19 protein-coding genes are annotated in these 23,176 nt (G+C 40.0%); 2 read left to right on the forward strand and 17 right to left on the reverse strand.

Annotated features, from left to right (window positions below; genetic code table 11):
• Nucleotides 1-154 precede the first annotated feature (154 nt).
• The gene (locus HDC33_RS16825) at nt 155-337 is read right to left on the reverse strand and encodes a KGG domain-containing protein (RefSeq protein ID WP_179392117.1); all 183 of its coding nucleotides are present in this window, start codon (nt 335-337) and stop codon (nt 155-157) included.
• A gap of 257 nt (nt 338-594) precedes the next feature.
• Between HDC33_RS16825 and HDC33_RS09015 the strand changes: the two genes are divergently transcribed.
• Entirely contained in the window at nt 595-873 is a 279-nt protein-coding gene (locus HDC33_RS09015) for a hypothetical protein (RefSeq protein WP_179390502.1), read from the forward strand.
• A 159-nt stretch (nt 874-1,032) separates the two neighbouring features.
• Here HDC33_RS09015 and HDC33_RS09020 read toward each other — a convergent pair whose 3' ends face one another.
• From HDC33_RS09020 to HDC33_RS09060, 9 genes are all read right to left on the reverse strand, one after another.
• On the reverse strand, nt 1,033-2,073 hold the full coding sequence (locus HDC33_RS09020) for a YheC/YheD family endospore coat-associated protein (RefSeq protein WP_179392118.1): 1,041 nt from the start codon (nt 2,071-2,073) through the stop codon (nt 1,033-1,035).
• 158 nt (nt 2,074-2,231) lie between these two features.
• Nucleotides 2,232-2,672: a CotY/CotZ family spore coat protein gene (locus tag HDC33_RS09025; RefSeq protein ID WP_179392119.1), complete on the reverse strand. Its 441-nt coding sequence runs from the start codon at nt 2,670-2,672 to the stop codon at nt 2,232-2,234.
• 19 nt (nt 2,673-2,691) lie between these two features.
• Nucleotides 2,692-3,909, reverse strand: a complete 1,218-nt coding sequence (locus tag HDC33_RS09030) for an ATP-grasp domain-containing protein (protein ID WP_179392120.1) — start codon at nt 3,907-3,909, stop codon at nt 2,692-2,694.
• 475 nt (nt 3,910-4,384) lie between these two features.
• Nucleotides 4,385-4,804, reverse strand: a complete 420-nt coding sequence (gene arsC, locus HDC33_RS09035; protein WP_179392121.1) for an arsenate reductase (thioredoxin) — start codon at nt 4,802-4,804, stop codon at nt 4,385-4,387.
• A 20-nt stretch (nt 4,805-4,824) separates the two neighbouring features.
• Complete coding sequence (locus tag HDC33_RS09040; protein ID WP_179392122.1) at nt 4,825-6,123, reverse strand: arsenic transporter; 1,299 nt, start codon at nt 6,121-6,123, stop codon at nt 4,825-4,827.
• A gap of 15 nt (nt 6,124-6,138) precedes the next feature.
• On the reverse strand, nt 6,139-6,486 hold the full coding sequence (locus HDC33_RS09045) for an ArsR/SmtB family transcription factor (protein WP_179392123.1): 348 nt from the start codon (nt 6,484-6,486) through the stop codon (nt 6,139-6,141).
• 248 nt (nt 6,487-6,734) lie between these two features.
• Entirely contained in the window at nt 6,735-8,354 is a 1,620-nt protein-coding gene (locus HDC33_RS09050; protein ID WP_370457461.1) for a hydantoinase B/oxoprolinase family protein, read from the reverse strand.
• An 88-nt stretch (nt 8,355-8,442) separates the two neighbouring features.
• Nucleotides 8,443-10,557, reverse strand: coding sequence for a hydantoinase/oxoprolinase family protein (locus HDC33_RS09055; RefSeq protein ID WP_179392124.1), 2,115 nt, complete (start codon nt 10,555-10,557; stop codon nt 8,443-8,445).
• A gap of 256 nt (nt 10,558-10,813) precedes the next feature.
• The gene (locus tag HDC33_RS09060) at nt 10,814-12,151 is read right to left on the reverse strand and encodes an ArgE/DapE family deacylase (protein WP_179392125.1); all 1,338 of its coding nucleotides are present in this window, start codon (nt 12,149-12,151) and stop codon (nt 10,814-10,816) included.
• A gap of 178 nt (nt 12,152-12,329) precedes the next feature.
• On the opposite strand from HDC33_RS09060, the gene HDC33_RS09065 reads away from it, so the two are divergent.
• Nucleotides 12,330-13,244: a LysR family transcriptional regulator gene (locus tag HDC33_RS09065; protein WP_179392126.1), complete on the forward strand. Its 915-nt coding sequence runs from the start codon at nt 12,330-12,332 to the stop codon at nt 13,242-13,244.
• A 245-nt stretch (nt 13,245-13,489) separates the two neighbouring features.
• On the opposite strand, the gene HDC33_RS16725 is transcribed toward HDC33_RS09065, so the two are convergent.
• The 7 genes from HDC33_RS16725 to hydA all read right to left on the reverse strand — a co-directional run bounded on the left by HDC33_RS16725 (nt 13,490) and on the right by hydA (nt 23,160).
• Entirely contained in the window at nt 13,490-14,869 is a 1,380-nt protein-coding gene (locus HDC33_RS16725; protein ID WP_179392127.1) for a M28 family peptidase, read from the reverse strand.
• Nucleotides 14,870-16,050: 1,181 nt separating this feature from the next.
• Nucleotides 16,051-16,689: a 2OG-Fe(II) oxygenase gene (locus HDC33_RS09075; protein WP_179392128.1), complete on the reverse strand. Its 639-nt coding sequence runs from the start codon at nt 16,687-16,689 to the stop codon at nt 16,051-16,053.
• 396 nt (nt 16,690-17,085) lie between these two features.
• Entirely contained in the window at nt 17,086-17,289 is a 204-nt protein-coding gene (locus HDC33_RS09080; protein ID WP_179392129.1) for a hypothetical protein, read from the reverse strand.
• Nucleotides 17,290-17,310: 21 nt separating this feature from the next.
• Nucleotides 17,311-18,765 carry an NCS1 family transporter gene (locus tag HDC33_RS09085; protein WP_179392130.1) on the reverse strand — a complete coding sequence of 485 codons (1,455 nt, stop codon included), beginning with the start codon at nt 18,763-18,765 and terminating at the stop codon, nt 17,311-17,313.
• 343 nt (nt 18,766-19,108) lie between these two features.
• Complete coding sequence (gene preA, locus HDC33_RS09090) at nt 19,109-20,371, reverse strand: NAD-dependent dihydropyrimidine dehydrogenase subunit PreA (protein WP_179392131.1); 1,263 nt, start codon at nt 20,369-20,371, stop codon at nt 19,109-19,111.
• Between the two features lie 12 nt (nt 20,372-20,383).
• A complete protein-coding gene (locus tag HDC33_RS09095) occupies nt 20,384-21,727 on the reverse strand; it encodes an NAD(P)-dependent oxidoreductase (RefSeq protein WP_179392132.1) in 1,344 nt (447 codons plus the stop codon).
• Between the two features lie 29 nt (nt 21,728-21,756).
• The gene (gene hydA, locus HDC33_RS09100) at nt 21,757-23,160 is read right to left on the reverse strand and encodes a dihydropyrimidinase (RefSeq protein ID WP_179392133.1); all 1,404 of its coding nucleotides are present in this window, start codon (nt 23,158-23,160) and stop codon (nt 21,757-21,759) included.
• Nucleotides 23,161-23,176: the final 16 nt, after the last annotated feature.

Below are 23,176 nucleotides of genomic sequence, written 5' to 3' on the forward strand. Positions count from 1 at the left end.
ATGCTTTATCGGATTAAGCGGTTTAATAAAATATCCGATTGGGAACATACTTTTTCTAACGAAAAGGGATATCCTACGAGTCAAAAAATCGACTCATGGGATATCCCTCTTCAGATTATTACTCGGGGTCTATTTGAAGAGTAATTAAGAATTTTTATTTGTTGTCATTATCGTTGCGTTGTTTCGCCCGAGCTTCTCCGCCTTTTTGTCCGATCTCCTCGTAAAACTCTCTTCCGTGATTTGCGGAGGTAGCTTCCCCACCTTTACGTCCCGCTTCTTCGACAGTCATGTTACCATTCTTGTTTCTGCTGCGATTGTTCTGGTTGTTCTTAGCCATGAATAATTCCTCCTTCGTTTTTTTGAGTTTCGAACTCACTCATTATCTTCCCGCCTTCTAGTGAATTAAACATCTCTATTATAAATTTTGTTTGAGTTTATACACCAAAAATATTCAAATAGATAGGTAGTTTTATTTTGTATACACTCGAGATGTTTGTTGAACGGTTTGCAGATTCGGATATAAAAGCATTATAGGCAATGGCCTTTCCCCCACCAGCCACTTGTGAATAGGCTAAGTGGAACAGGGGGATGAAAATGACTAGAAATTTTCAAGGCGGTAATAGGCATCGTGATTTCGATCGGGATTTTAGGCGTCACGACTTTGATCGTGATTTTAGGCATCGCAACTTTGATCGCGGTTTTGGGGGATTTGGTGAATTTGGGGGTCCTTTAATCGGGGGATTAGCAGGTACCCTGCTTGGTAACGCATTGTTCCCGGGATATGGATACTCTGGATATCCACCGTATGGATACCCTTATTACGGGTATCCGCCTTATGGTTATCAACCATACGGGTATTACGGCCCTTATTAAATAAAGAAAACACGCTCAGTATCCGGAGTTCCGGTCGCTTAGCGTGTTTTATTATTCATTTGTTCGACGGTAAGAATAACGATGAATTTTGTGACCTATTGAAGCGGCACACCTGCTCATTTGTTTAACCAAAGTACTTCCGCTATTACTACAACTATTTTAAGATGAGAAGTTCTTGTTAGTAGTAGCTAAATGTTTGGCATACTGAATCATGTTTATCGCAAAATCTAATTCGCAATTATAAATTATGGGGGGGCCAGGCCGCCAATTCACTTCAAATAACCATATTCTCTGGTTTTCATCAATTCCAATGTCAATCCCTAGTTCATCGAACGAGACACCATCGTATAAAGTATCAAAATGGTTAGAAAAGCTTAATGAAAAGTGTTCAAGCGTTCTTTTGACATTGAACCAATCATCCTTAAATTCTTTTCGTAGAAAATCATCAAGAAAAGCCGTATACCCACCACTCCCTAAATTTGATGTATTACTTCCCAAAGCTCCTATACGAGGGTAAATGGATGTAATGACCCATTTTCCCTCTCCATTTTTTTGAACATGCAAACGGAAGTCATATACATGGCCAGACTTTATTTGACATGAAATAAATTTTTGAACCAAATATTCTTGTTCTTGAATTTTAAGTAAGGCCAAGTCCAGCAACTCTTGTTTCTTATATATCGAAATTTGACCAGCGTTATTAACTTTGAAATTTTGATTATCTTCTTTTTCAATGAAAAGGATACCGGAGCCTTGGTGTCCCGAAAGAGGTTTCATGACGACTTTCGAATATAGGTCAATTATCTCCAATAACTTTTCAACATCAGTTAATACAAGCGTTGGAATCAAGTATTGTCTGAAATCCTTGCCTCTCTTAATCCTTTTATAGACACCCCATTTATCGCCGACTGAATGACAAGTAAATGGAATCCTCTTGGATAAATAATCTACGGTCCGCTCTCCTTTTTCAGTCAAAGGATAACTTGCATTATAAATGACGTCCGGAAATGGATATTTCTTATCAATCCATACACCATTTTCATAATACTTCCCGATTATTGTTTGATTTACAATATCAACTTTAGCTGGAGTAAAGTAAAAAAACTCCACACCTTCAGCTTTCGCCACAACTGAATAAGCGTATGCCTTTTTTACTTTACGTGGATCTTTCCTATGATGTAGCATGCCGATTAAGGTCATATTTTTTCAACTCCCCTTATAAAAGAAGTCCTTCTAAGAACATTAGTAGAAAGGACTATCAGTACTTCACTTTTCATTAGATTGTAAAACCTTTTGTAAATCCTAGATAATTGATTTTCATTCTTTTTATATCGACAAACCTGACATGTCATTCGTTTCTACCACTTATGTCCAACAATGATACTTTGACGATTTACTAGTTTAGGGCTGATACACTGAATACTACAAAAACACTGTATAGATATCATCACTTTACTATTGGTCCTTTCCAATCGATAAGGAGTGTCTATTGTATCTATACAGTTCCCTTCTACATCAAATGGACGCAATAGCGATAGTTGGACAGATGAGTTTGTTAAATCTTCTATACGGAAAAAGCAAGTTCTAAATGGGATTTGTGAAGCTGAGGTAATTCCGATGGCAAAATATGGTTCAACAGTCGCAGAGGAATATAATATAAACGGGATAGTTTCCTGGAGTATACCTTGAAAGATTGGTAATTTAGCCTTGTTCTGAATTTCAAGTATTGTCTTCAAAGTAGATTTAACACAACAAACCGATTCATCTTCATTCTCTTTTCCATGTCCATATTCAATCATAATTTATTCACTCCAAAAGTTATATTGGCTCAATATAAAAACGGATTTCCTTTGCAGCTTCTTTTGCTATGCTCATTGCTTCTTCTTTATTATCTGAGGAAGCCAACACATATCCATATCGATCACCCATGGATAATGGCGGGTGTAAAATCTTCCCTTTTTTAGGTTTAATAAAAACTTCCTCTATCCCCGGAAGCCTGGAGCAACGGTTTTTTCCAGTCACCTTTATTAATGTACCTGTAGAGTCACTCGTCAAATAATGCGCATAAACAAACCTATTGAATTTTCTCTCGAGATTAGGCTCTTGTCCCAAAAATATCTTTATTGTCTCTTCAACTAAATTAATGCCAAAAGCTGTTTCAATCATTCGATTCATCCCCCCCCCTGATATTCGAGGGTTTATTTCAATTAGTTTCCATTCATGATTAATTAAACGCATTTCTATATGGCAGGATCCATTTTTCAATTTAAACCGATCCAATACCAAACAGACCGTTTCATAGATTTTATTGTAAAAAACCCTATCCATATCTCCTAACAGACAATAACCGGTAACAATAAAATGATTGAAAAAAGTTATTTCCTGTTCAATGACAGCCACGATATGTACTTTTCCATTGTACACACAGGCTTCTATCAAATATTGAGGCCCATCTAAATATTCCTCTATCAATATTTCGTTGCTACCTTTTTTTACTAATGTATTTATAGACTGAGCTAATTGCCTTTCATCTTCGACAAATAATACATCTTTAGAGCCAGATGAAACGGGTGTTTTCACAATTAATGGATATAACCCCCTTTGTTTGTCGATAAAGTCGATTAAGGAATCATTTTTTTCATACCTTGTAAAATAGGGCGATACTGGAAGATCTTTTAAAAGTTCACGTGTTAAAACTTTATCTTCCATCATTACTAAGGGATCGGGGGACACTGAAGCCAAGCCAAATTCCTTTGACAACTTTGCAGCTACATGGACAAAAGGATCAATAAAACTTACTATTGCCCCTACTATTTTCCCTTGTTCTTGTATCTCTTTTATATTTCCCTTTAATAAATCATAATCTGATATCTCCATCAAAGTCATTTGATGAACATCGGGAAAATCAAGTCTATTTTCAAGGAAAATTTCTCTGTCGGTTAATAACACAGTAAAAAAACCAAGCCTTTCAGCAGCTTTTATCGCCTCCCTGCTTGACCCGGATTTATTACTACCAATAAAAATAATTGTTTTCATATATTGGTACCATCCTTCCAAGAGACTTTGGTGGCATATTTAGTCTCTGTAAATATAGTATTCAATAGGGACTTGATTTGTTTGGACCACTTTCATGAACAAAATCAAATCCAACAATGTAATAATTTGCCACACTCGATAAAAACATAAATCCGAGGAGCAATTCGGTATATCATTCTTGATATAACTTGCCAATTCCTTCTATCCAATGCGTCTGTTGATTTTGTAATTCGCCTTTTTTCCGCATATCTTGAAGTAAGAGACACAAAATCATGAAGCCTATCTGCATTGAAATAGTATCTGTTGGCCAACACTTCCTCCCAGCTATTTTAAAAATTATTGGCTTATTCTTTTTCAGACCTTAAAAACGCAAAAGAGCCCACTCAGTGGACTCTTTTGCGTTAACAATTACTCGATCTATTATCTATAGCAAGTCCAGATTGGCCACCTGCTGTTTTTACTTCCCGAGTTAAAATTATTCACCTGTCTTGGCGAAAAGTTCAATCCTTGCACCAATTTCATCCCGTACACGCTGGAAGAACGTCCATTTCTCCTCATCCGTTCCTTCTGCTTTTGCAGGGTCATCAAATCCCCAATGTTCACGTTTTACGTGCGGTGGTGTCAACGGACACTTATCAGCAGCATCCCCACAAAGAGTGACGATAAAATCTGCATTATGTAATATTTCAGGATCAATAACATCCGACGTATGGGTCGATATATCGACGCCCGCTTCTTTCATCGCTTTTACAGCACTTGGATTGACACCATGCGCTTCAATTCCTGCACTGAGAACTTGCCATTCTTCGCCAAGATACTTTTTGCCCCAACCTTCAGCCATTTGGCTACGGCACGAGTTACCTGTACATAAGAAATAGAGTGTTTTTTTTGACATAATGAAAATCCCCTTTTTGGTTATTGTATGAACGAAAGCCATACATACAGTCCGATTAGTGTAAGTAAGAGTGTAGGAACTGTTAAGAGTATACCGATTCTAAAATAGTTACCCCAAGAGATCTTCACACCTTTTTGTGACAGTACATGCAACCATAATAAAGTGGCCAAGGATCCGATTGGCGTGATTTTCGGACCTAAATCCGACCCGATGATATTTGCATAAATCAGAGCCTCCCGAATAGGACCTGTCGTAGTCGTTTCTGATATGGCCAACGCATTAATCATGACCGTAGGCATATTATTCATAATCGATGATAATATCGCTGCAATAAAGCCCATCGAAATTATCGCTACAAAGAGCCCCTGATTGGCAGCCATTTGAATGACATCAGCCAGCACACTTGTCAAACCGACATTTCGCAACCCGTAAACGACCACATACATTCCGACAGAGAAGAAAACGATGGCCCAAGGCGCCCCTTTAAGTACTAGTTTCGTGTGAACAGCAGGACTTCTTTGTGCCATAGCCATGAAGAATATCGCTGTAAGCCCAGCAATAATAGAAACAGGAAGCCCTGTAAATCCGCTAGAGAAATATCCAATGAGTAATACGCTTAATATCACCCAAGCTAGTCGAAACATCTTTGCATCTTTTATAGCATCCTTCGGTTGTTTTAAATCTGATACTTTATAGTTTTTCGGGATACTTTTACGGAAGAATAACAACAACACTAAAATACTAGCAACTAAAGCGAATAAATTCGGAACAATCATTCGAGATGCATATTCGACAAATCCGATACCAAAAAAGTCTGCCGAAACAATGTTGACTAAATTACTCACGACCAATGGTAATGAAGTCGTGTCAGCAATAAAACCGCTGGCAATAATGAATGGAAAAATCATTTTTTCATTAAAGTTCAAATTTCGTACCATTGCAAGTACAATTGGCGTTAGTATAAGAGCCGCCCCATCGTTTGCGAACAAAGCAGCAACAATCGCGCCAAGAATGCTGACGTAAACAAACATGCGAATACCGCTACCTTTAGCTAATCTAGCCATATGTAAGGCAGACCACTCGAAGAATCCAATTTCATCTAAAATCAATGAGATAATTATGATGGCGATGAAAGCAAGCGTGGCATTCCACACAATCCCCGTTACATCAATCACATCTTGAAAATCAACTACCCCAACTAACAAAGCAATTATCGCCCCAATGCAGGCGGACCATCCAATTGATAAATTTCTAGGCTGCCAAATAACAAAAATAAGTGTAATGATGAATATCAATGATGCTGTTAGTACTGAAACCAACGCTCTTTCCCCTCTCTACTTACAACAAACTCTAAGCCCTTGGGACTCCAATTCGACAATTGATTCATTCTGGTCTGGAAGATGTCCAAGGATGCTTTCAATAAACGGGTAATCTTCATGGCTTTCATTAACCGAGAAGAAAATCCATTGTCCTTTGCGTTCTTCTTTCACTAACCCAATATCCCTAAGTTTACGCAAGTGCTGGCTGATTGCCGGCTGACTCATTTTAAAAATCTCAACAAATTCACATACGCAACATTCATGTGACTTGAGTAATTTCATCATCGTCAAACGTGTCGGATCCCCGAGTAACTTTAATAGTCGTGATGCCCGCTGCAGATCAATCGTTACTGGTGTCTTCATCCATCATCCCTCCTCTACATCAACAGTATATAAGCATATGCCTATATACGCAAGTGAGTTAATTTAAACTTTCAAGAAAATCCGTGACCCACTTATAATTCGTAATTTCCCCCACCGAATTAGACTCCTCTTATCCTAATTAATCCAAAAATGAAGCTATTCCCAGAAATGAATTTTTCATTTCTTGAAATGGCTCCATTGATGGTTGAAACATGATAATTTAGGTATTACTCGTTAATCATCTAAATTTATTCAGTATATAACTCAACTTTACCTCTTTTTTCACGCAGTTTTTTTCTATTCTCTATCGAAGCTTCTAAATCGAGTTTTCTATTTTTAATGATGACCCCGTAATCCCTTAGTGCAGTTTCTTCCGATACATAGTCATCTAATACATCTTCATATACTTGTTCTGCTGGTCTATCCAGAGGGTCACCATAGCCGCCAGAGGATGGAACCAAAACCATAATCGATTCTCCCGCTATAAGCGTGTACCCGTTTAATTTGGAACTAAGATGTTCTGGGTTTGTATCGGGATTCTTGATGAGGCTTGCGCTATTACCCGGCAATCCTCCTTTATAACCCCATGGACGTACTGTATGTTTATCCCCTTCCATTGTCATAAAACCATCTGTTAACATTCGATTCTTACGGACAATCCCAAGACCTCCACGCCAGCGACCCGCACCGCCAGTATCTTCACGCAATTCATATCTATCACAAACCATTGGTTTATGCATATCGAGATCCTCTATTGGATTGTTACGGGTGTTCCATGAGCTAAAGTCCATTGCATCCATCCCATCTTTGCCTGGACGACCACCATAGGACCCCTCGTTAACTTCGATATATACCCAGTAATCGCTATTCTCATCTAGACCCGCATAAGAAGCAAATTGGATATTTGCAGAGCTACCAGCACATGTTTGTTCCGGTAGTACTGGTGCTAAAGCTTTGATGATCAAGTCCGCAACCGTATTTACTTGATTAGCCCGACTGAATGTAGCAGCTGGTTTAATTGGATTAAATATACAACCTTTTCGAGCTGTTACTGTAATCGGTCGGAAAGTTCCATGGTTTGGTGGAATAAATTCTTCATGTACAGCAGTGTCTAAAAATATGGAACGTAACACACTGTAAACGCTTACACAAAGGGCACCTGAATACGAAGCATTGAATGCCGTAGGTGTCTGATCCGAAGAGCCGGATACATCTACTTCTAGCTCATCCCCTTCAATATTAATTTTCACATGCACTCTTAGTCGTTTACCCAAATTACGACCATCATCATCTAACCATGATTCCGCTTCATATGCCCCATCTGGAACCTTTGCAATCGCTTGCCTCATCACGCGCTCCGAATAATCCATAAGCTCTTCAGAAGCCTGTAGCACAGTATCTTTTCCGTATTTATCCATCAATTCAACAAAACGTTTAACGCCAAGGCGGCAGCCAGCTACTTGCGCTTCTAGATCACCTAATACTTCCCGAGGTGTCCGCACATTTTGGCGGACAATCTCAGCCACTGTCTCATTCCGAACCCCTTTTTCATAGAACTTAATTCCATTCATTATCAACCCTTCGGCATAGATATCGGGAGAGTGTGAAGCACCTGCGTATGGATCATTATTCCAAATAATATCCCCTGGATGTATATTAACTCCCAAAACACTTTGAAATCCTTGGATATACCCTGGTAAACACCCTAGTTGCATTGGTGTTGAATCAGCTTCAGCGATTGTATGACCAAACTTATTAAATACACCCGCTCCTAGGTCTTCTGATTCACGAATGAGCGAAGAGTATGCCATCCGTTCAATTACATGGGCCATTTCTTTCGCAATTGTATGAAGCGCACCGCCAATAATCTAAAGTGTTACAGGATCCAGTTTTCCCCTGTTTATATTTTTTAACGTCATGTGATTTTCCTCCCCTTTACAAGCTAATTTCAACTAACTATTGTTCTGTTTCTATCGTTATGTTTTTAGCCGATACCAAGAGTGTTCCGTAAATTGAAACAGTAGCTTCCCAGTTTGGCGGGATTAATGTTGTAGAATCGCGTTGCACGACAATTGCGGGTCCATTTTTCATGTCATGGGCGAGTAACTTATCTCGTTTGAAACGTGGTGTTGGTAAACGCTTTATTACTCCATCTATTTCAAATACGGTATCACGTACATACGCGATGGCTTCTTTAGGATTATCCCTATTTCCACTTTCCAATTTAGGTATATCCATAGAAGGTATTTGACCAGTTCCAATGACACGTAAAGTTATTATCTGCACATGAGTGTCTGAAAAATGATGTCCATATTCTTGTTCATGCACCTTATGGAAATTATTATAAATTTCGTTCATTGAGTCTTCTGTAAGTTCTCCTTCGGGTAATGGAACACGTAATTCTATCCCCTGACCGACATAACGGCATTCTGCAATTCTTTCAATTACAATAAACTTTGAGTCAATACCATCTTTCTTTAATTGAGTTTTTGCTTTATCAATTAGTCCTTCAAAATCATTATTGATAGTAGAAATGACCTCTTCAGTAATGTTTTCTGAACTCGCTACTCGTGATTTTATGAAATCATATTTAAGATTTCCTACCAGCAGGCCTATCGCTGCAGCGACTCCTGGATATGTTGGAACAACGACTGATTTGGAGTCGATTGCGTCAGCCAAATCAACAGCATGTAATGGACCTGCCCCTCCAGCAGCAAATAACGAAAATTCTCTTGGATCTGTCCCTTTTTTAACGGAGCTTGCACGGACTGATAACGCCATATGGTTATTGATGATCTTAAGGACCCCTAAAGCAGCTTCTTCCGTGGTCATATTCAATTGTTTCGCTAGTCTTTCCATTGCCTTAAAACTGAGCTCTGGATCTATATTGAGATCCCCACCGAGAAATTGCTCTTTATCCAGTCTACCTAACACAATATTAGCATCAGTTACACAGGGATCTTGACCGCCTTGATTGTAACAAGCCGGACCTGGATTGGCACCTGCGCTTTTTGGCCCCACCCTGAAAGCTCCTCCAGAGTCAACGTAAGCTATTGATCCACCACCGGCACCGATTGTTTCTACATCAACCATCGGAGTAAGTACCGGCGAACTATTAACGGTAGCATCAAGGGAATTGACAAGTTTAGCTGTTCTATTTGGAATGACTGATATGTCAGCAGAAGTTCCTCCAATATCAACACTAATCAAGTTCTCGATATTATCTAATTCTCCCCACCTGACTGCAGCTAAGATGCCCCCAGCAGGTCCTGATTTTAATAGTGTCACAGGTGTTGCGGTTGCCATTTCAACGGAAGCCATTCCTCCAGATGATTGCATAATGTGCAATTTCCCCTTGCTCCCAATTCTTTCAAGTGAATCGACTAAATGATCTACATAACGACTTACCTTAGGCGCTACATAAGCATTCATTGCCGTCGTACTGAATCGTTCATATTCTCTAATTTGTGGGACTACTTCACTTGAAGTAAAGCACAGTTCTTCTGGCCATAATTCATTAACAATTTCTTTTGCTCTACGCTCATGAACGTCATTTAGGAACGAGAACATGAAACAGACAATTACAACGTCAACATCTGAATCTTTTAGTTGTTGAACAGCCGCTCGCACATCCTCTTCTTTTAATGGTGTCGTAATTTCTCCACTTGGAGCAGACAGTTTTTCCGTAATCGGAAGTCTATGGCGGCGCTTTACTAATGGCTCTGATTGCCATGGAAGATCCTGTTGGATTGAGAAGTTTTCAACCTTTTTATGACGGGCGATGTGTAAAATATCTCTGTAGTTTTTTGTGGTTAACATTCCTACAGTCGCTCCATCTCGTTCAATTGTAATATTTGTAGCAACTGTCGTTCCGTGCAAAATATAATCTACATCAGAAAGTGGGATATTTGCATTTCCACATATTTCTTCAATGCCTTTAACTACCCCTATCGATTGATCTTCAATAGTACTCGGAACCTTATGGACAGTAAATGTATTTTTCTCTTCACATATCAATATTATATCGGTAAATGTTCCCCCAACATCAACTGCAAGTTTAGCCTTAGCCATTATGTGCACCCCTTTTTAGAGTATAATCAAAATTGAAGTATCCAAATATTGCGTATCAAGCCGATGAAAAGTAGTTACAGGTATCATTAAATTTAGAACATAGAAAAGTGCACCTCTTCATATCCGAATTTATGAGAATAATTTCTCAACCCTTCACAGACTAGAAGAATGCACTTTAATAAAACAAGGACACACTATATTGAACAATCTTTTCTATAGATCAGATTTCTTGATGATGTTCCATCATTGACGATCCTTAACTTACTTCTTCAAATCCACACCATTCGAGTATGTTAAGAACGTTAATTTCAACACACTGAAGCCACTCCTCCAAGTTTAGCCACTCATCAGCGCCGTGTAAATTACCACCTGTTGGACCGTAAATTATTGTAGGGATATTCAAATGTAGAATTGATAAGCGAATATCACTAAATGTAGGCATTCCTAAAATTTCCGTGTCCTTGCCTGTAACTTTGTCAATATTTGACTTCGACAATGTTACAAGGGGATGATCAGGACTGATTTCCGCTGCACTTGTCTGCCACTCCCAACTAATTTCAGGTGGATGAGCTGTTAGCCATTCATCTCTGGTTGCAACTTTATTGATCGCTGCTACAATTTGTGCTTTTACATCATCTAGTTTTTCATTTGGTGGATAACCAATTGTTCCTGTTAGTTCACATTCGGCTGGAACTTTATATGCCCAATCACCAGCATTCATAATAGCTGGAGTTAAATTAGTAGAACGAACTGGCATATTTGAAGCTTCAAAATACCTTTCAAATAGTGCGTATTTAATCGTTTTGGCCCGTTCTTCATCTAACTCTACTAACGCTTCATATATTTTGATAGCCTTGCCAATCGCATTTACGCCAATTTGTCCATTCAAATTATGTGCAGCAAGCCCTTTTACCTTGACTTTAAAAATTAGTCCACCGGCACAGGCAATCTGAGGTGCTAATCCGGGAGTTAGTGGATGAGGGTAAATACAAGCATCAGCCTTAAATCCTTCCTCTTGCAATCGTTGAGTCATTGCAACGGCACCTGCAGCGCCACCGACTTCTTCATCAACTACAGATATCGCTGTAATGTCTGCATTCGGTTGTAAACCCAAGTCATGGATAATTTCCAAAGCCGCAAGGATAGATCCAAATCCACCTTTATTGTCAGCGGTCCCTCGGCCATACATGATGCCATTTTCAATTACCCCCTGAAGTGGCGGATAACTCCAATGAACAGGATCTCCTACGGGAACAGTATCTACGTGAGTAAACATTAATAAGGATTTCCCTTTACCTCCCGAACCAGCCCATTTTCCAACCACATTTGGTCGACCTTTAAAGCCAACCTCCCGCTCTACTACTGACTCTGTATATTCCGGGTGATTTCGAACCGAATCATCTGCTTCGAATGTGTCAACATCAAGGCCAAGGTCAACCATTTTCTTTCGAATATGTTCTTGAACAGGGCCTTCATATCCTGATTCACTAGGGATTTGAATTAATGTCTGGAGATCGGACACTAGCTTTTCCCGATTTTCTTTTAAATAAGCACTAACTCTTTCTTTCACATTTTTAGTTATCGCTGTTGTCATTTGCACATTCCCCCACTATTTTAATTTCAAGCACAGAAATCATGTATATATCACATTAGAATATACATTTAATTCTGAATCTTTGATATAGTAAGCTTATATTAGGTAAATCCATATGTCTAATACTTGTTTTACTAGACTTTGAGACTTTAAAAATATCAAGGGGGAATATGCACTTATGGAATTGCGTCATTTAAGATATTTTATTGCTGTAGCAGAAGAACTTCATTTCGGAAGAGCGGCTATCCGCCTACAGATTTCACAGCCTCCATTAAGTCAACAAATTAAACAACTTGAAACGGAATTGGGTTTATTGCTTTTTTCACGAACGAGACAGCGAGTAGATTTAACCGCAGCCGGGAAATCTTTTCTAAAGAATGCCTATAGTATTATGAATCTTATCGATCAAGCTTGTGAGGAAGCGAAAAGAGTAGATCGTGGTGAATCTGGTCAGTTAATATTAGCCTTCACAGGAGCAATCGCCTTTGACCTACTCCCAACAATTCTAAGAGCGTATCAAGAAGTTTATCCGAATATAAGTATCATTTTAAAACAAATGACAACTGCTGAACAAATTAAATCTTTTCAAAAAAATGCTATTCATGTTGGGTTAGTAGTCATGCCAGTGACAAGCGAATCGTTAAATATCGAACTATTGCATGAAGAGCCATTTATTGTGGTATTACCGAAAACACATCATTTAGCTCAGCAAAAGGGAAAAATCAATTTAGCTAACCTTGTTAATGAACGATTCATTATGACGCCAAGAAATTCGGGTGAAGGTTATTATGATTCTATTATTAGCCTTTGTCAGTCTGCAGGTTTTAGTCCAAAGAAAACGCAAGAAGCAGAAGAATTGCATACTGTTGTCTCCTTCGTCGCTTCAGGGATGGGGATTGCAATCTTACCTTCATCCATTCAATTTGTTAAAAACGATGATATTGTCTATTTTCCATTACAGCATAATTTTCAGACATACAATACTGGAGTAGCTTGGAGTAAAACAGAGGTTTCCCCCGTTGTGCATTCCTTTATTTCATTTCTAAGAGAATCAATTATCCCCGATTGTTCTAGGCAAATATTGATTAATTAAAAGTTTCATTACTATGAATTAGGAACGACTTCATTTGTACTGAGTCATGGTCTTCCAAGAAACTAAAATACAATGAAACGATTGACTTGATGGACAATGAAAAAGAAGCTATGCCAATTCACATACGAGCAACTCGCTGGGATTCATATACAATTAACCCCAAGACCACGTTAATCAACTATCACTTCTCCAAACATTAACAGAAAAAAAGCGGGGACCTTTCTCCCGCTTTTTTCTATAATCTCTTATTGTAGTCCGCCGATTACTTTCTCATACTCAACCGGTTTTGGTGAAACTCTTGATCTCTCTAAAGAGGGTGTGTCAGGACGCGCAACTTGATATACCGCTGCCCCAACGATTTCTGCTGTCTCTTGAAGTTTCTCTTTGCTGATTTTATCAAGTGAATCATTCGGTGTATGGTACCAAGGCTCAGTAGGAGTATGAATAAACAAGGCAGCTGGAATGCCCGCATAATAAAACGGCACATGATCGCTTCGTCCCTCTTTTCCATAACTTAATGGAGTCCCTGTTCTCACTCCCGCAGCCGCAGAGAGGTCGGTAACGGCATTTTTCTCCCCGTCAACCGTGAACATGACCAGCTCTCCAGCGTCCCTACTTCCTACCATATCCATTTGGAACATACCGACAATCCGATCGCGCTCATCTTGAGATAATGTTTCGACATAAGCATATGATCCAAGAAGTCCTATTTCTTCCGCACCGAACGTTACGAAGCGAATTTCCGTATCAGTAGGCATATTGGCCATTACACGAGCTAACTCAATAGAAGTAGCTACTCCTGAAGCATCATCATTTGCACCTGGAGATCCTGGAACGGAGTCATGGTGGGCACCAACAACAATGATCTGATTGGTACCTTTCTTCTTATTAGTAGGTTCTTTGATAGCAACAACATTATGGGATGTTTTTTGTAGAATAGCGCCATCAGTGACTTTGACAGTTGCAGAAATAGCTTGTCCTTCAGCTAATGAAGAGGTAAGCCTTTCTCCATCGGCTTGTGTAAGAGAAACAGCTGGAACGAATTCGTCATTTGGTGCACCAAGGGTTCCAGACAATGATCCCGAAGTATTATTATAGATAATCACCGCAGATGCTCCTGCCCGTGCAGCGTTTAGCACTTTATCGGCAAAGGAGATATCCCCCCTCTTGACCAAAGCAATCTTGCCGACTAACTCGATACCAGATAAATCAGCCTCAGTTGCAAGTCCTGCATAAACCACATCACCTGACACTTTCCCATTCTGTGTATATGTAAAGCTATTTGAAGAGAGAGTATCACCCGCTATAGTAACGGAAACTTTTGGCGCTTGGTAACTTTCAAATGTAAAAGGCTGAATCTCGGTCTCGTATCCAAATGATGAAAATTTGGATTCGATATACTGAACAGCATTCCATTCAGCTTCTGTACCAGCTACACGCGGTTCGCTGGAAAGATGGGAAATGTCGTTATAAATGCTCTCAACGTTAATTTTTTTGATAATTTTATTATCAAAAGCTTGCTGAGCCTGAGGCGGTGGAGCAGGCGTTTCCTTTGCATGCGCCGCTGGTAGCCCTACTGATAAACTTGTGGCAATCAATAAAGCAATAAACGGTTTTCTTTTCATACTTAATCAAGCCCCCTGGGATATAGTTAGGTTACAATATTAAGTATAATGTATCTGACTATTCTATAAAGTTGATTTAGAATCAATTTCCGGAAACGGTTCTTTAGGTACAAACAGGTAAAAAATGAAGATAGTTCCTCCTCTTTATCGAAGCACAAATGCATCTGATTCATTTTGAAGGGTGCACGGTCTTTGAAATTTCATATCCTAGTAACTCCAGGTGGTTTTTACTTTTGCTAAGCAGATTCCAACTACGGGGTAAATATACAGCTAATTACTACAGTTATTGTCTTTTAGAACACCTAGCGCTTTCCTTCTTCCTTAAAAAACTCAATAAAAATAACACGTTTCATTCAATGGCAGAATAAAACGTGTTTTATGTAGTTTAGCAACAACAGTGTTTGATTTAGCATCAAAAGAGTTAATAAGATTAATAAAAAAACCATATCCTTACACCATCAAAGTTCTATTAGTTGAGTCAGAACTTTCTCCTTACATGCAAACACTGTTCGAGTTATTTATCAATAGTATACAATTGGATTCAATCTATGGGTCAACTAAGTAGGTATATCTACAAAAAATTGATAACCCCTTCGAATTGAACGCAAAATCGAAACTTTCCTCACCTCTTCATTATAGATCAGTAGCTTCTTTACCATGTTTATTCTAATACACATTGTTATTTTCATTTCCACATCTTTTACGTACTTGCAAGCTCTCGTAAGTCCGCGAACTCGCTCATCATAGCGATACTTGGTAGTAACATTTCATTTATCTATTTATCATTCATCATATCGAGTAATCATTTTCAATCAAAAAGAAGAGAGGTAAGTATGACTACTCCCCCCTCTTCTTCTCGAATACAATGATTAGGTTTTCATGTTGCTTGCAAACCTCCGGCACCCGAAGTCCGGAAAGTGTATCAAGTTTTCACGGTGCCTAATCATCACCATATTTCAAATCTCAGGATACCATAAAAGTCGCCTGATAACCATTAGCCTCTCCTATGAATAAAATCTTATTCAAGGCGATTGGTCAACTTTATTATATGCATTGCAACCTGGATTAATGACTGGCAGTATTACTTTTATTTTCAATAACCCTTTATTTATAGTCTCCATCATTCATTCCTACTTTTGCCGCAACAACAGTTGAATGGATACTTAAATTAAAGGACCTTTTCACCTTATTTTTTGTTTTCTCATCCATTGCGTTGCGACCCACTTTTCTCCAGTTATAACCGGTGCTCCGCCATGTAAAGTTAATTCGTTTAAATTTTTATCGTTATAGAAGTACTCGAAATAAACTGCCATGCCTTTTTTTGGCGATACTGAAAAATTCAGTTTAGGGAAAAAAGTTTCTCCACCTTGTTCTACATCATTTAAGTACATAACGAGCGTACTAATTCGATTATTGTTTACTACTTTACTGGTTGATGAAAAATAATCATAATGAGCTTTATACTCTTGACCGGGAGTATAATTAAGGATTTGAATGCCTTCTCCGTGTTCAATGGGTATATTCATAATAGTTGAGATTCTATTTTCAACTCTGGCAACAATTTCATTTTCACTTTCTTGAAAAAACATACTACTACTTGTTCTCAGTTCGTTTACTTCACGTGTCGTCCCAATTTTTGAACGTTGCATTTTGTCCATTGACAATCTGATTAATTCATCGCATTCTTCGTTACTTAAAACATTTCCTAAAATCACTATCAACGGTTCTTCTAGTCTAGTGATTATATCAATCTCTCTATCTGTTTTTATTTTATTTCCAACGTGACCAAATATAGTTTGGTCTTTATTCTCTGTTATCATCTGCAAACGACCCCCTTAAACAATTTGATTTTTTAGAACGAGTACGTTTTTTGTAATATTTTTACGTGTTATCGGTCTTCTTTTACTTCAAATACTTTCGTCTTTGGTAAATTTTATTTTATCACATAATTCCGATGTATCACAAACCTACTAAATATCACAATATAAAGATTTCTTTGTAAATACTATTGCTAACAAAGCGTAAATTTAGTACCCTCAACAAATTTCAAACTAACAATAAGCCGATTCCTTGACGTACAGGAATCGACTTACAAAATTGATGCTTTTAAATAGACCAACATTTGCTAATGAAGATAAATGCACAACATTAAAACTCTATTCTAGTATGTAATAGAATAGAGTTTTCACTACTTCATATTAACTTGACATACTATCTTATAACAGCGTTTGTTCTTGGAGCTTTTCCGCAATATATTTACGCGCTTCGGCGGTCAGAATCTGTAAACAAACTTCTTCCTGCCGTTCAAACTCGACAAACATCCCACTTAAATTTTCATACACATAACGGACTTTAAAGCCCCTGTCTAAATAGTCATCTACTTTTTTCATTTCATCCATGCTTAGTAAATGATCCGACATACACACACCTCGCTTTTCTTATTAAGCATCTTTAGCTTCGCTTTCTTGCACGACGATATCGTCCCAATCATGACCAATTGTAATACCTAAATACTTGGCGTCACTAGGATCGTCTAGTTCGGCTTGCGGGTACTTTTTGAACCACCAATATTTCGCCAAGACATAGTACACAAGTGCCCCCGCGAAAAAGCCCACCAATGAAGAATACGTTGGGAACATATTCGCTAAGACACCGCCGATCACCCAAGCGATTAACCCTGCTAAGTTAAAGCCATTCATATACCTATATTGGCCATCTAACTCGTACAAATCTTTTACGTTCACACGACGTTTACGGATTAAATAATAATCGGCGAATAATATCCCCACAATTGCTGTTAAAATACCGCCAATGATTAATAGCGCATTGACTAAGACAACAAATAAGCTCCACGGCTGTGCTAAAACCCCAATAACCCCCGTGACGATAACCCCAACCCAGAACGGCACTTTTGGTCCACCAATGTTCGAAAAAATCGTTGCCGCAGGAATAACGTTGGCGGACGTATTTGTCGACCATTGCGCTAACACAATCATCAGCAATAAAATCCCTAACACAAATCCACTTGCACTTTGTTGCAAGGCGTTTACCGGATCAGCAGATGCCACCGCCATATAACACACTGCACCAATGGCTACGATAAATGTATTGGTAATCGGCATCACGATTAAAGAGCCAACTAGCTGCGTTTTATTGCGCTTGAACCAATTGCGTTCATTTTTTGGAGCTTTAAAGAAACGTGATAGTGATGGCATATCAGCTGCTAACGTTGCCCAGAATCCCATGTTCGCCATAATCACGACCATGAATGCTGTAAAAGCTGCCATCCCTGTCGTCGGCGATTCCACCCAAGTCCACACATCTTTCCCTTGAGCCGTTGCATGATCGGCAAGCGTAAAGTACATCCAGCACGATATTAAAATAATAATCGGCGCCGCCAAATCCGCAAAGCGCTCAATGGATTTAATGCCGAGCGATGTATTAAATAACTGTAATGCCGCAAAAACAAGGAAACATAAAAACCAATTATTAAAGCCGAATAACAAATTCAAAATCCCGTTTATTGCCATTGCACCAAAATAGGTGTTAATCCCGAACCAACAAGCAGCTGTCACCCCACGAACGAGCGATGGTAAATGCGTGCCAATTGTACCAAATGGGGCACGCATATAAACCGGGAAGGACAAACCGTGCTCTATACCAATATCACCGATTAACGTCATAAATACGCCGATTAAAACGGAACCTATCATTGTTGCTAAAATTACCATCGGCAATGGCAAACTCATAATAGCCGATCCGCCAATTGCAAAGGCGGCTAAAACGATGGCCATTCCTACCCAAATCACTGCAAAACCAAATGTCCCGATACTTCTTTGTTGATGTGTCACTGGAAGTAAATCTGGTGATTTTAAATAATCCCCACCATTCGCCATTCATGTCTCTCCCTTATAGTAGATTTCCAGTTAACGTATAAACAATTGACTTTTTTGTTCTACACCAAAATCTGTACTTGAGAGCATATTCCACTACAGTTGAACTTTTTTCATTTGGCATAGGTGGGGATGCTGCATAGTTTTGTATGCGGACATTTTGCGTGAAGCTGATGGTATTATTTACGCCATTTGAATAAAGTGCGTATTAATATTATATTGCTTGTTGATTGGAGTATACGGGTGTGACGGCGCCTTCGTTCCCAACATCCCGTTGCCCCGAAGCGGCTCATCGGACTCCCCCCCCGGAAAACGCACAGCCGGAACGGAAATCCACACTACTTTTTTATCGAGCAAAACTGCTGATAAGTGACTGACGTTCGTTCCAAGTCATTGGCGCAATAGTGGACTTTCTTTCGACCATCGAAATCGCACCGTCTACTGGGCACACAATCGAGCATAGATTACAGCCTACACAATCTTGTTCACGCACCTTTAGCATCGGACGACCACTCTCTGTGTATAGGTCAATACATTGATGTGACGTATCTTCACACGCAATATGGCATTTATTGCAATTAATACAAACATCATTATTAATTTCAGCAACAACTTTGTAATTTAAATCTAAGTCACCCCAGTTAGAATAACGTTGAACCGACTGACCGACTAAATCCATCACTGAGGCAATGCCCTTCTCATCCAGATAATTATTAAGTCCATCAATCATATCTTCGACAATACTAAATCCGTGGTGCATCGCTGCTGTACAAACTTGTACGCCCGTTGCACCCATTAGCATAAATTCCGCAGCATCCTGCCAATTTGAAATCCCACCTATTCCTGAAATTGGTACATTGACGAAAGTATTTCGCGCACATTCTGCGACCATATTTAGTGCAATCGGCTTGACAGCAGGCCCACAATATCCGCCATGTGACCCCTTCCCACCAACATGTGGCACCGTATTCCATGAATCTAAATCGACACCTGCTAAGCTGTTAATCGTATTAATCATACTAACGGCATCTGCACCGCCACGCACTGCCGCTTCTGCCGTCATCGTAATATCCGTAATATTTGGCGTTAGCTTGACGATAACAGGTGTGCGTGCAACTTCCTTCACCCAGTGCGTTTGCTTTTCAACCAATTCAGGGACTTGACCAGAGGCAGCCCCCATTCCTCGTTCTGCCATCCCATGTGGACAACCAAAATTAAGCTCAAGACCATCAACCCCCACAGCTTCTACTTTTTTGACAATCTCATGCCACTTTTCCTGTTGTGGCTCTACCATTAATGAAGCGATAATGGCATGATTAGGGAACTTTTTTTTCGTTTCAATAATTTCCTGTAAATTAACCTCTAACGGACGATCCGTAATGAGCTCAATATTATTAAAGCCCGCTACTCTCTGTCCGTTAAAGCTGACAGCCGCAAAGCGCGATGAAACATTTAAAATTGGTTCGCCCAATGTTTTCCAAACCGCGCCACCCCAGCCCGCTTCAAATGCTCGTTGCACTTGATAGCCCGAATTAGTCGGTGGTGCCGAAGCTAACCAAAATGGATTCGGTGATTTAATCCCCGCTAAGTCAATTCGTAAGTCTGCCATGCTACATCCCCCCTATGCGATCTCGCTCGGTTTTCTTAAACGCTCATGAATGACGTAAGCAGCATCTTTACCTTGCTGTGCAGCTGTTACCACCATTGCTTCCCCTTGGCCATTGCCGAACACGACATCTCCACAGGCAAACACTTTGTCATTCGATGTTTGCATAGTCGTTTCATCAATGTCTACCACTCCGTTCGTATGCTGTAATCCAAACCCTTCGATGAGCGAGACAAATCGCGTTTGTCCAATTGCTTTAATGACCGCGTCGACCTCTATAACAAACTCAGATCCCTTGATTACTTCAGGTCGTTGCCTGCCGTCTGCACCCGCCTTTCCTAGCTGCATCTTGACGCATTCAAGCCCCACTACTTTCCCTGCCTCATCACCGATAATTTGTTTCGGCGCTGTCAGCCACTTAAATCCAATGCCATCCTGCTTGGCAAATTCATATTCAAATTGGTAGGCAGTCATCTCTTTTTCTGTTCTTCTATATAGAATGTCCACTTGCTCCGCACCTAGGCGCACAGCACAGGTTGCACCATCGATGGCAGTGTTACCAGCACCGATAACCGCAACACGTTTACCTACTAAGTCTTCTGTCAGTGCACCCATTTTCGTGTGCTTTACAAACTCAATGGCATCATGAACGCCAGCTAGTTCCTCACCATTAATGCCAAGATTAGGGACGGCACCCATACCAACAGCTAAAATAACGCTGTCATATTGCGCTAAAATTTCCTCAGCAGAAATATCCACGCCTACTGTTGTGTTTGTTTTAATGTCCACACCAAGCTTTACAACTTGCGCCACTTCCCAATCCACTACATCATTCGGTAATCGGAATGACACGATGCCGTAGCTGCCCAAGCCACCCGCCTTTGCTTCTGCTTCAAAAATTGTGACACTATAGCCAAAGCGACTAAGCTCACGCGCTGCCGATAAACCAGCTGGACCAGCGCCAATAATCGCTACCTTTTGTCCATTTGTTTGACCTTTTTTAAATAGCTCGACGTCTGATTCCATCGCCCAATCTGTTGCATAACGTTGCAAGTGCCCGATTTTAATAGGCTTTGTCGAGGAATTCAACACACATGCCCCTTCACATAATTCCTCGGTCGGGCATACTCGAGCACAGCTTGCACCAATCGGATTGGCCTCCATAATCGTCATGGCCGAACCTTTCATATTACCGGAAGCAATTTTTTTAATGAAATTCGGAATTGGAATACTTGTCGGGCAAGCTGTAATGCAAGGTGCGTCATAGCAGTACAGACAGCGATTAGCCTCTTCTAATGCTTCATTTTTTGTCATCCTGCTAGTCATTTCCACAAAATTCCGTTGGAGTTGCGAAGTCATTGAAACATTCCCCCCTCATGAATTGATGTTTAGACGTTGATTGTTTGTGCAGTCGTCGGCTGTAGTGCACGCTTGATATATTGGCCACTGCCTAATTCTCCTACAAATTGTTTGTTTTTAATGACGTATTCACCACGCACAAGTACACTGATAGGCTCTCCAGTCACTTCCCATCCCTCATACGGGTTGTAATCGACATTCATATGGTGGGTGTTCGCTGAAATTTCACGTTTTACCGTAGGATCAAAAATTACGATATCCGCGTCAGATCCCATAGCAATCGTTCCTTTTTGTGGATATAAGCCGAAAATTTTTGCGGCACTTGTCGAAATCATAGCGACGAAATCATGGATGGAGATTCGCCCTTTCGCCACACCTTCAGAAAATAAAATGCTGAAACGATCTTCAATAAACGGTCCACCATTTGGAATTTTAGAAAAGTCATTTAACCCTAATTGCTTTTTCCCGTTAAAGCTAAATGAACATTGGTCCGAGCCAATTGTTTGCAGTTGCTTGGCTTTTAACGCATTCCACAAATGCTCTTGATGATATTTCGGGCGAAGTGGTGGTGACCAAACATATTTCGCCCCCTCGAAGCCTGGCTGTGCTAACGCTGATTGATCGAGCGTTAAATACGGTGGACATGTTTCCCCATACACGTCATAGCCCTTTTCACGCGCTGCGATAATTTCATCTAGTGCCTCTTTACACGTTACATGTACAACATAAAGCTTGGCCCCTGCGATATGCGCTAGTTCAATGGCCCGTTTCGTCGCCTCACCCTCTAATTCTGCGGGACGCGTCAGTGCGTGATAAATTGGAGCCGTCTGACCAGCTTGTTTCGCCTCCTCTACTAATTCGTCGATGACTGAGCCATTTTCACAGTGCACCATGACAACAGCGCCCATGTCTTTTGCGATTTTAAATGCTTTGAACAGCGTACGGTCTGTCGCCTGGAATTCTTTCGCATAAGCCATGAACACCTTGATGGACGTAATCCCTTCCTGCTCTAGTAACAACGGTAACTCGGCCTCTGTTTCAGGCGTTAATTCACCAATCATTAAATGGAAACCGTAGTCAATGGCTGATTTACCTTTTGCTTTTACATGCCACTTTTTCACAGCCGTCGCAAGTTTTTCTTCACCAGCAGATAAGCAAAAATCTAAAATGGTCGTCGTCCCACCGAAGGCAGCCGCAATTGTACCCGACTTCCAATCATCGTCTGTCACCGTGTTGTTGAAAGGCATATCCAAATGCGTATGCGGATCAATTCCCCCAGGCATCACGATTTTACCCGTTGCATCTACAATTTCCGCTCCGTCAGCTAATATATTTTTGCCGATTTGCACGATTTTGCCGTTCTCTATTAAAATATCTGCCTCATACATATCTGAAGCTGTCGCAATGAGTCCACCTGTAATCACTTTTTTCACGCTACCCTCACCCTTC

This window comes from Sporosarcina sp. JAI121, assembly GCF_013408665.1.
GTDB lineage: Bacteria > Bacillota > Bacilli > Bacillales_A > Planococcaceae > Sporosarcina.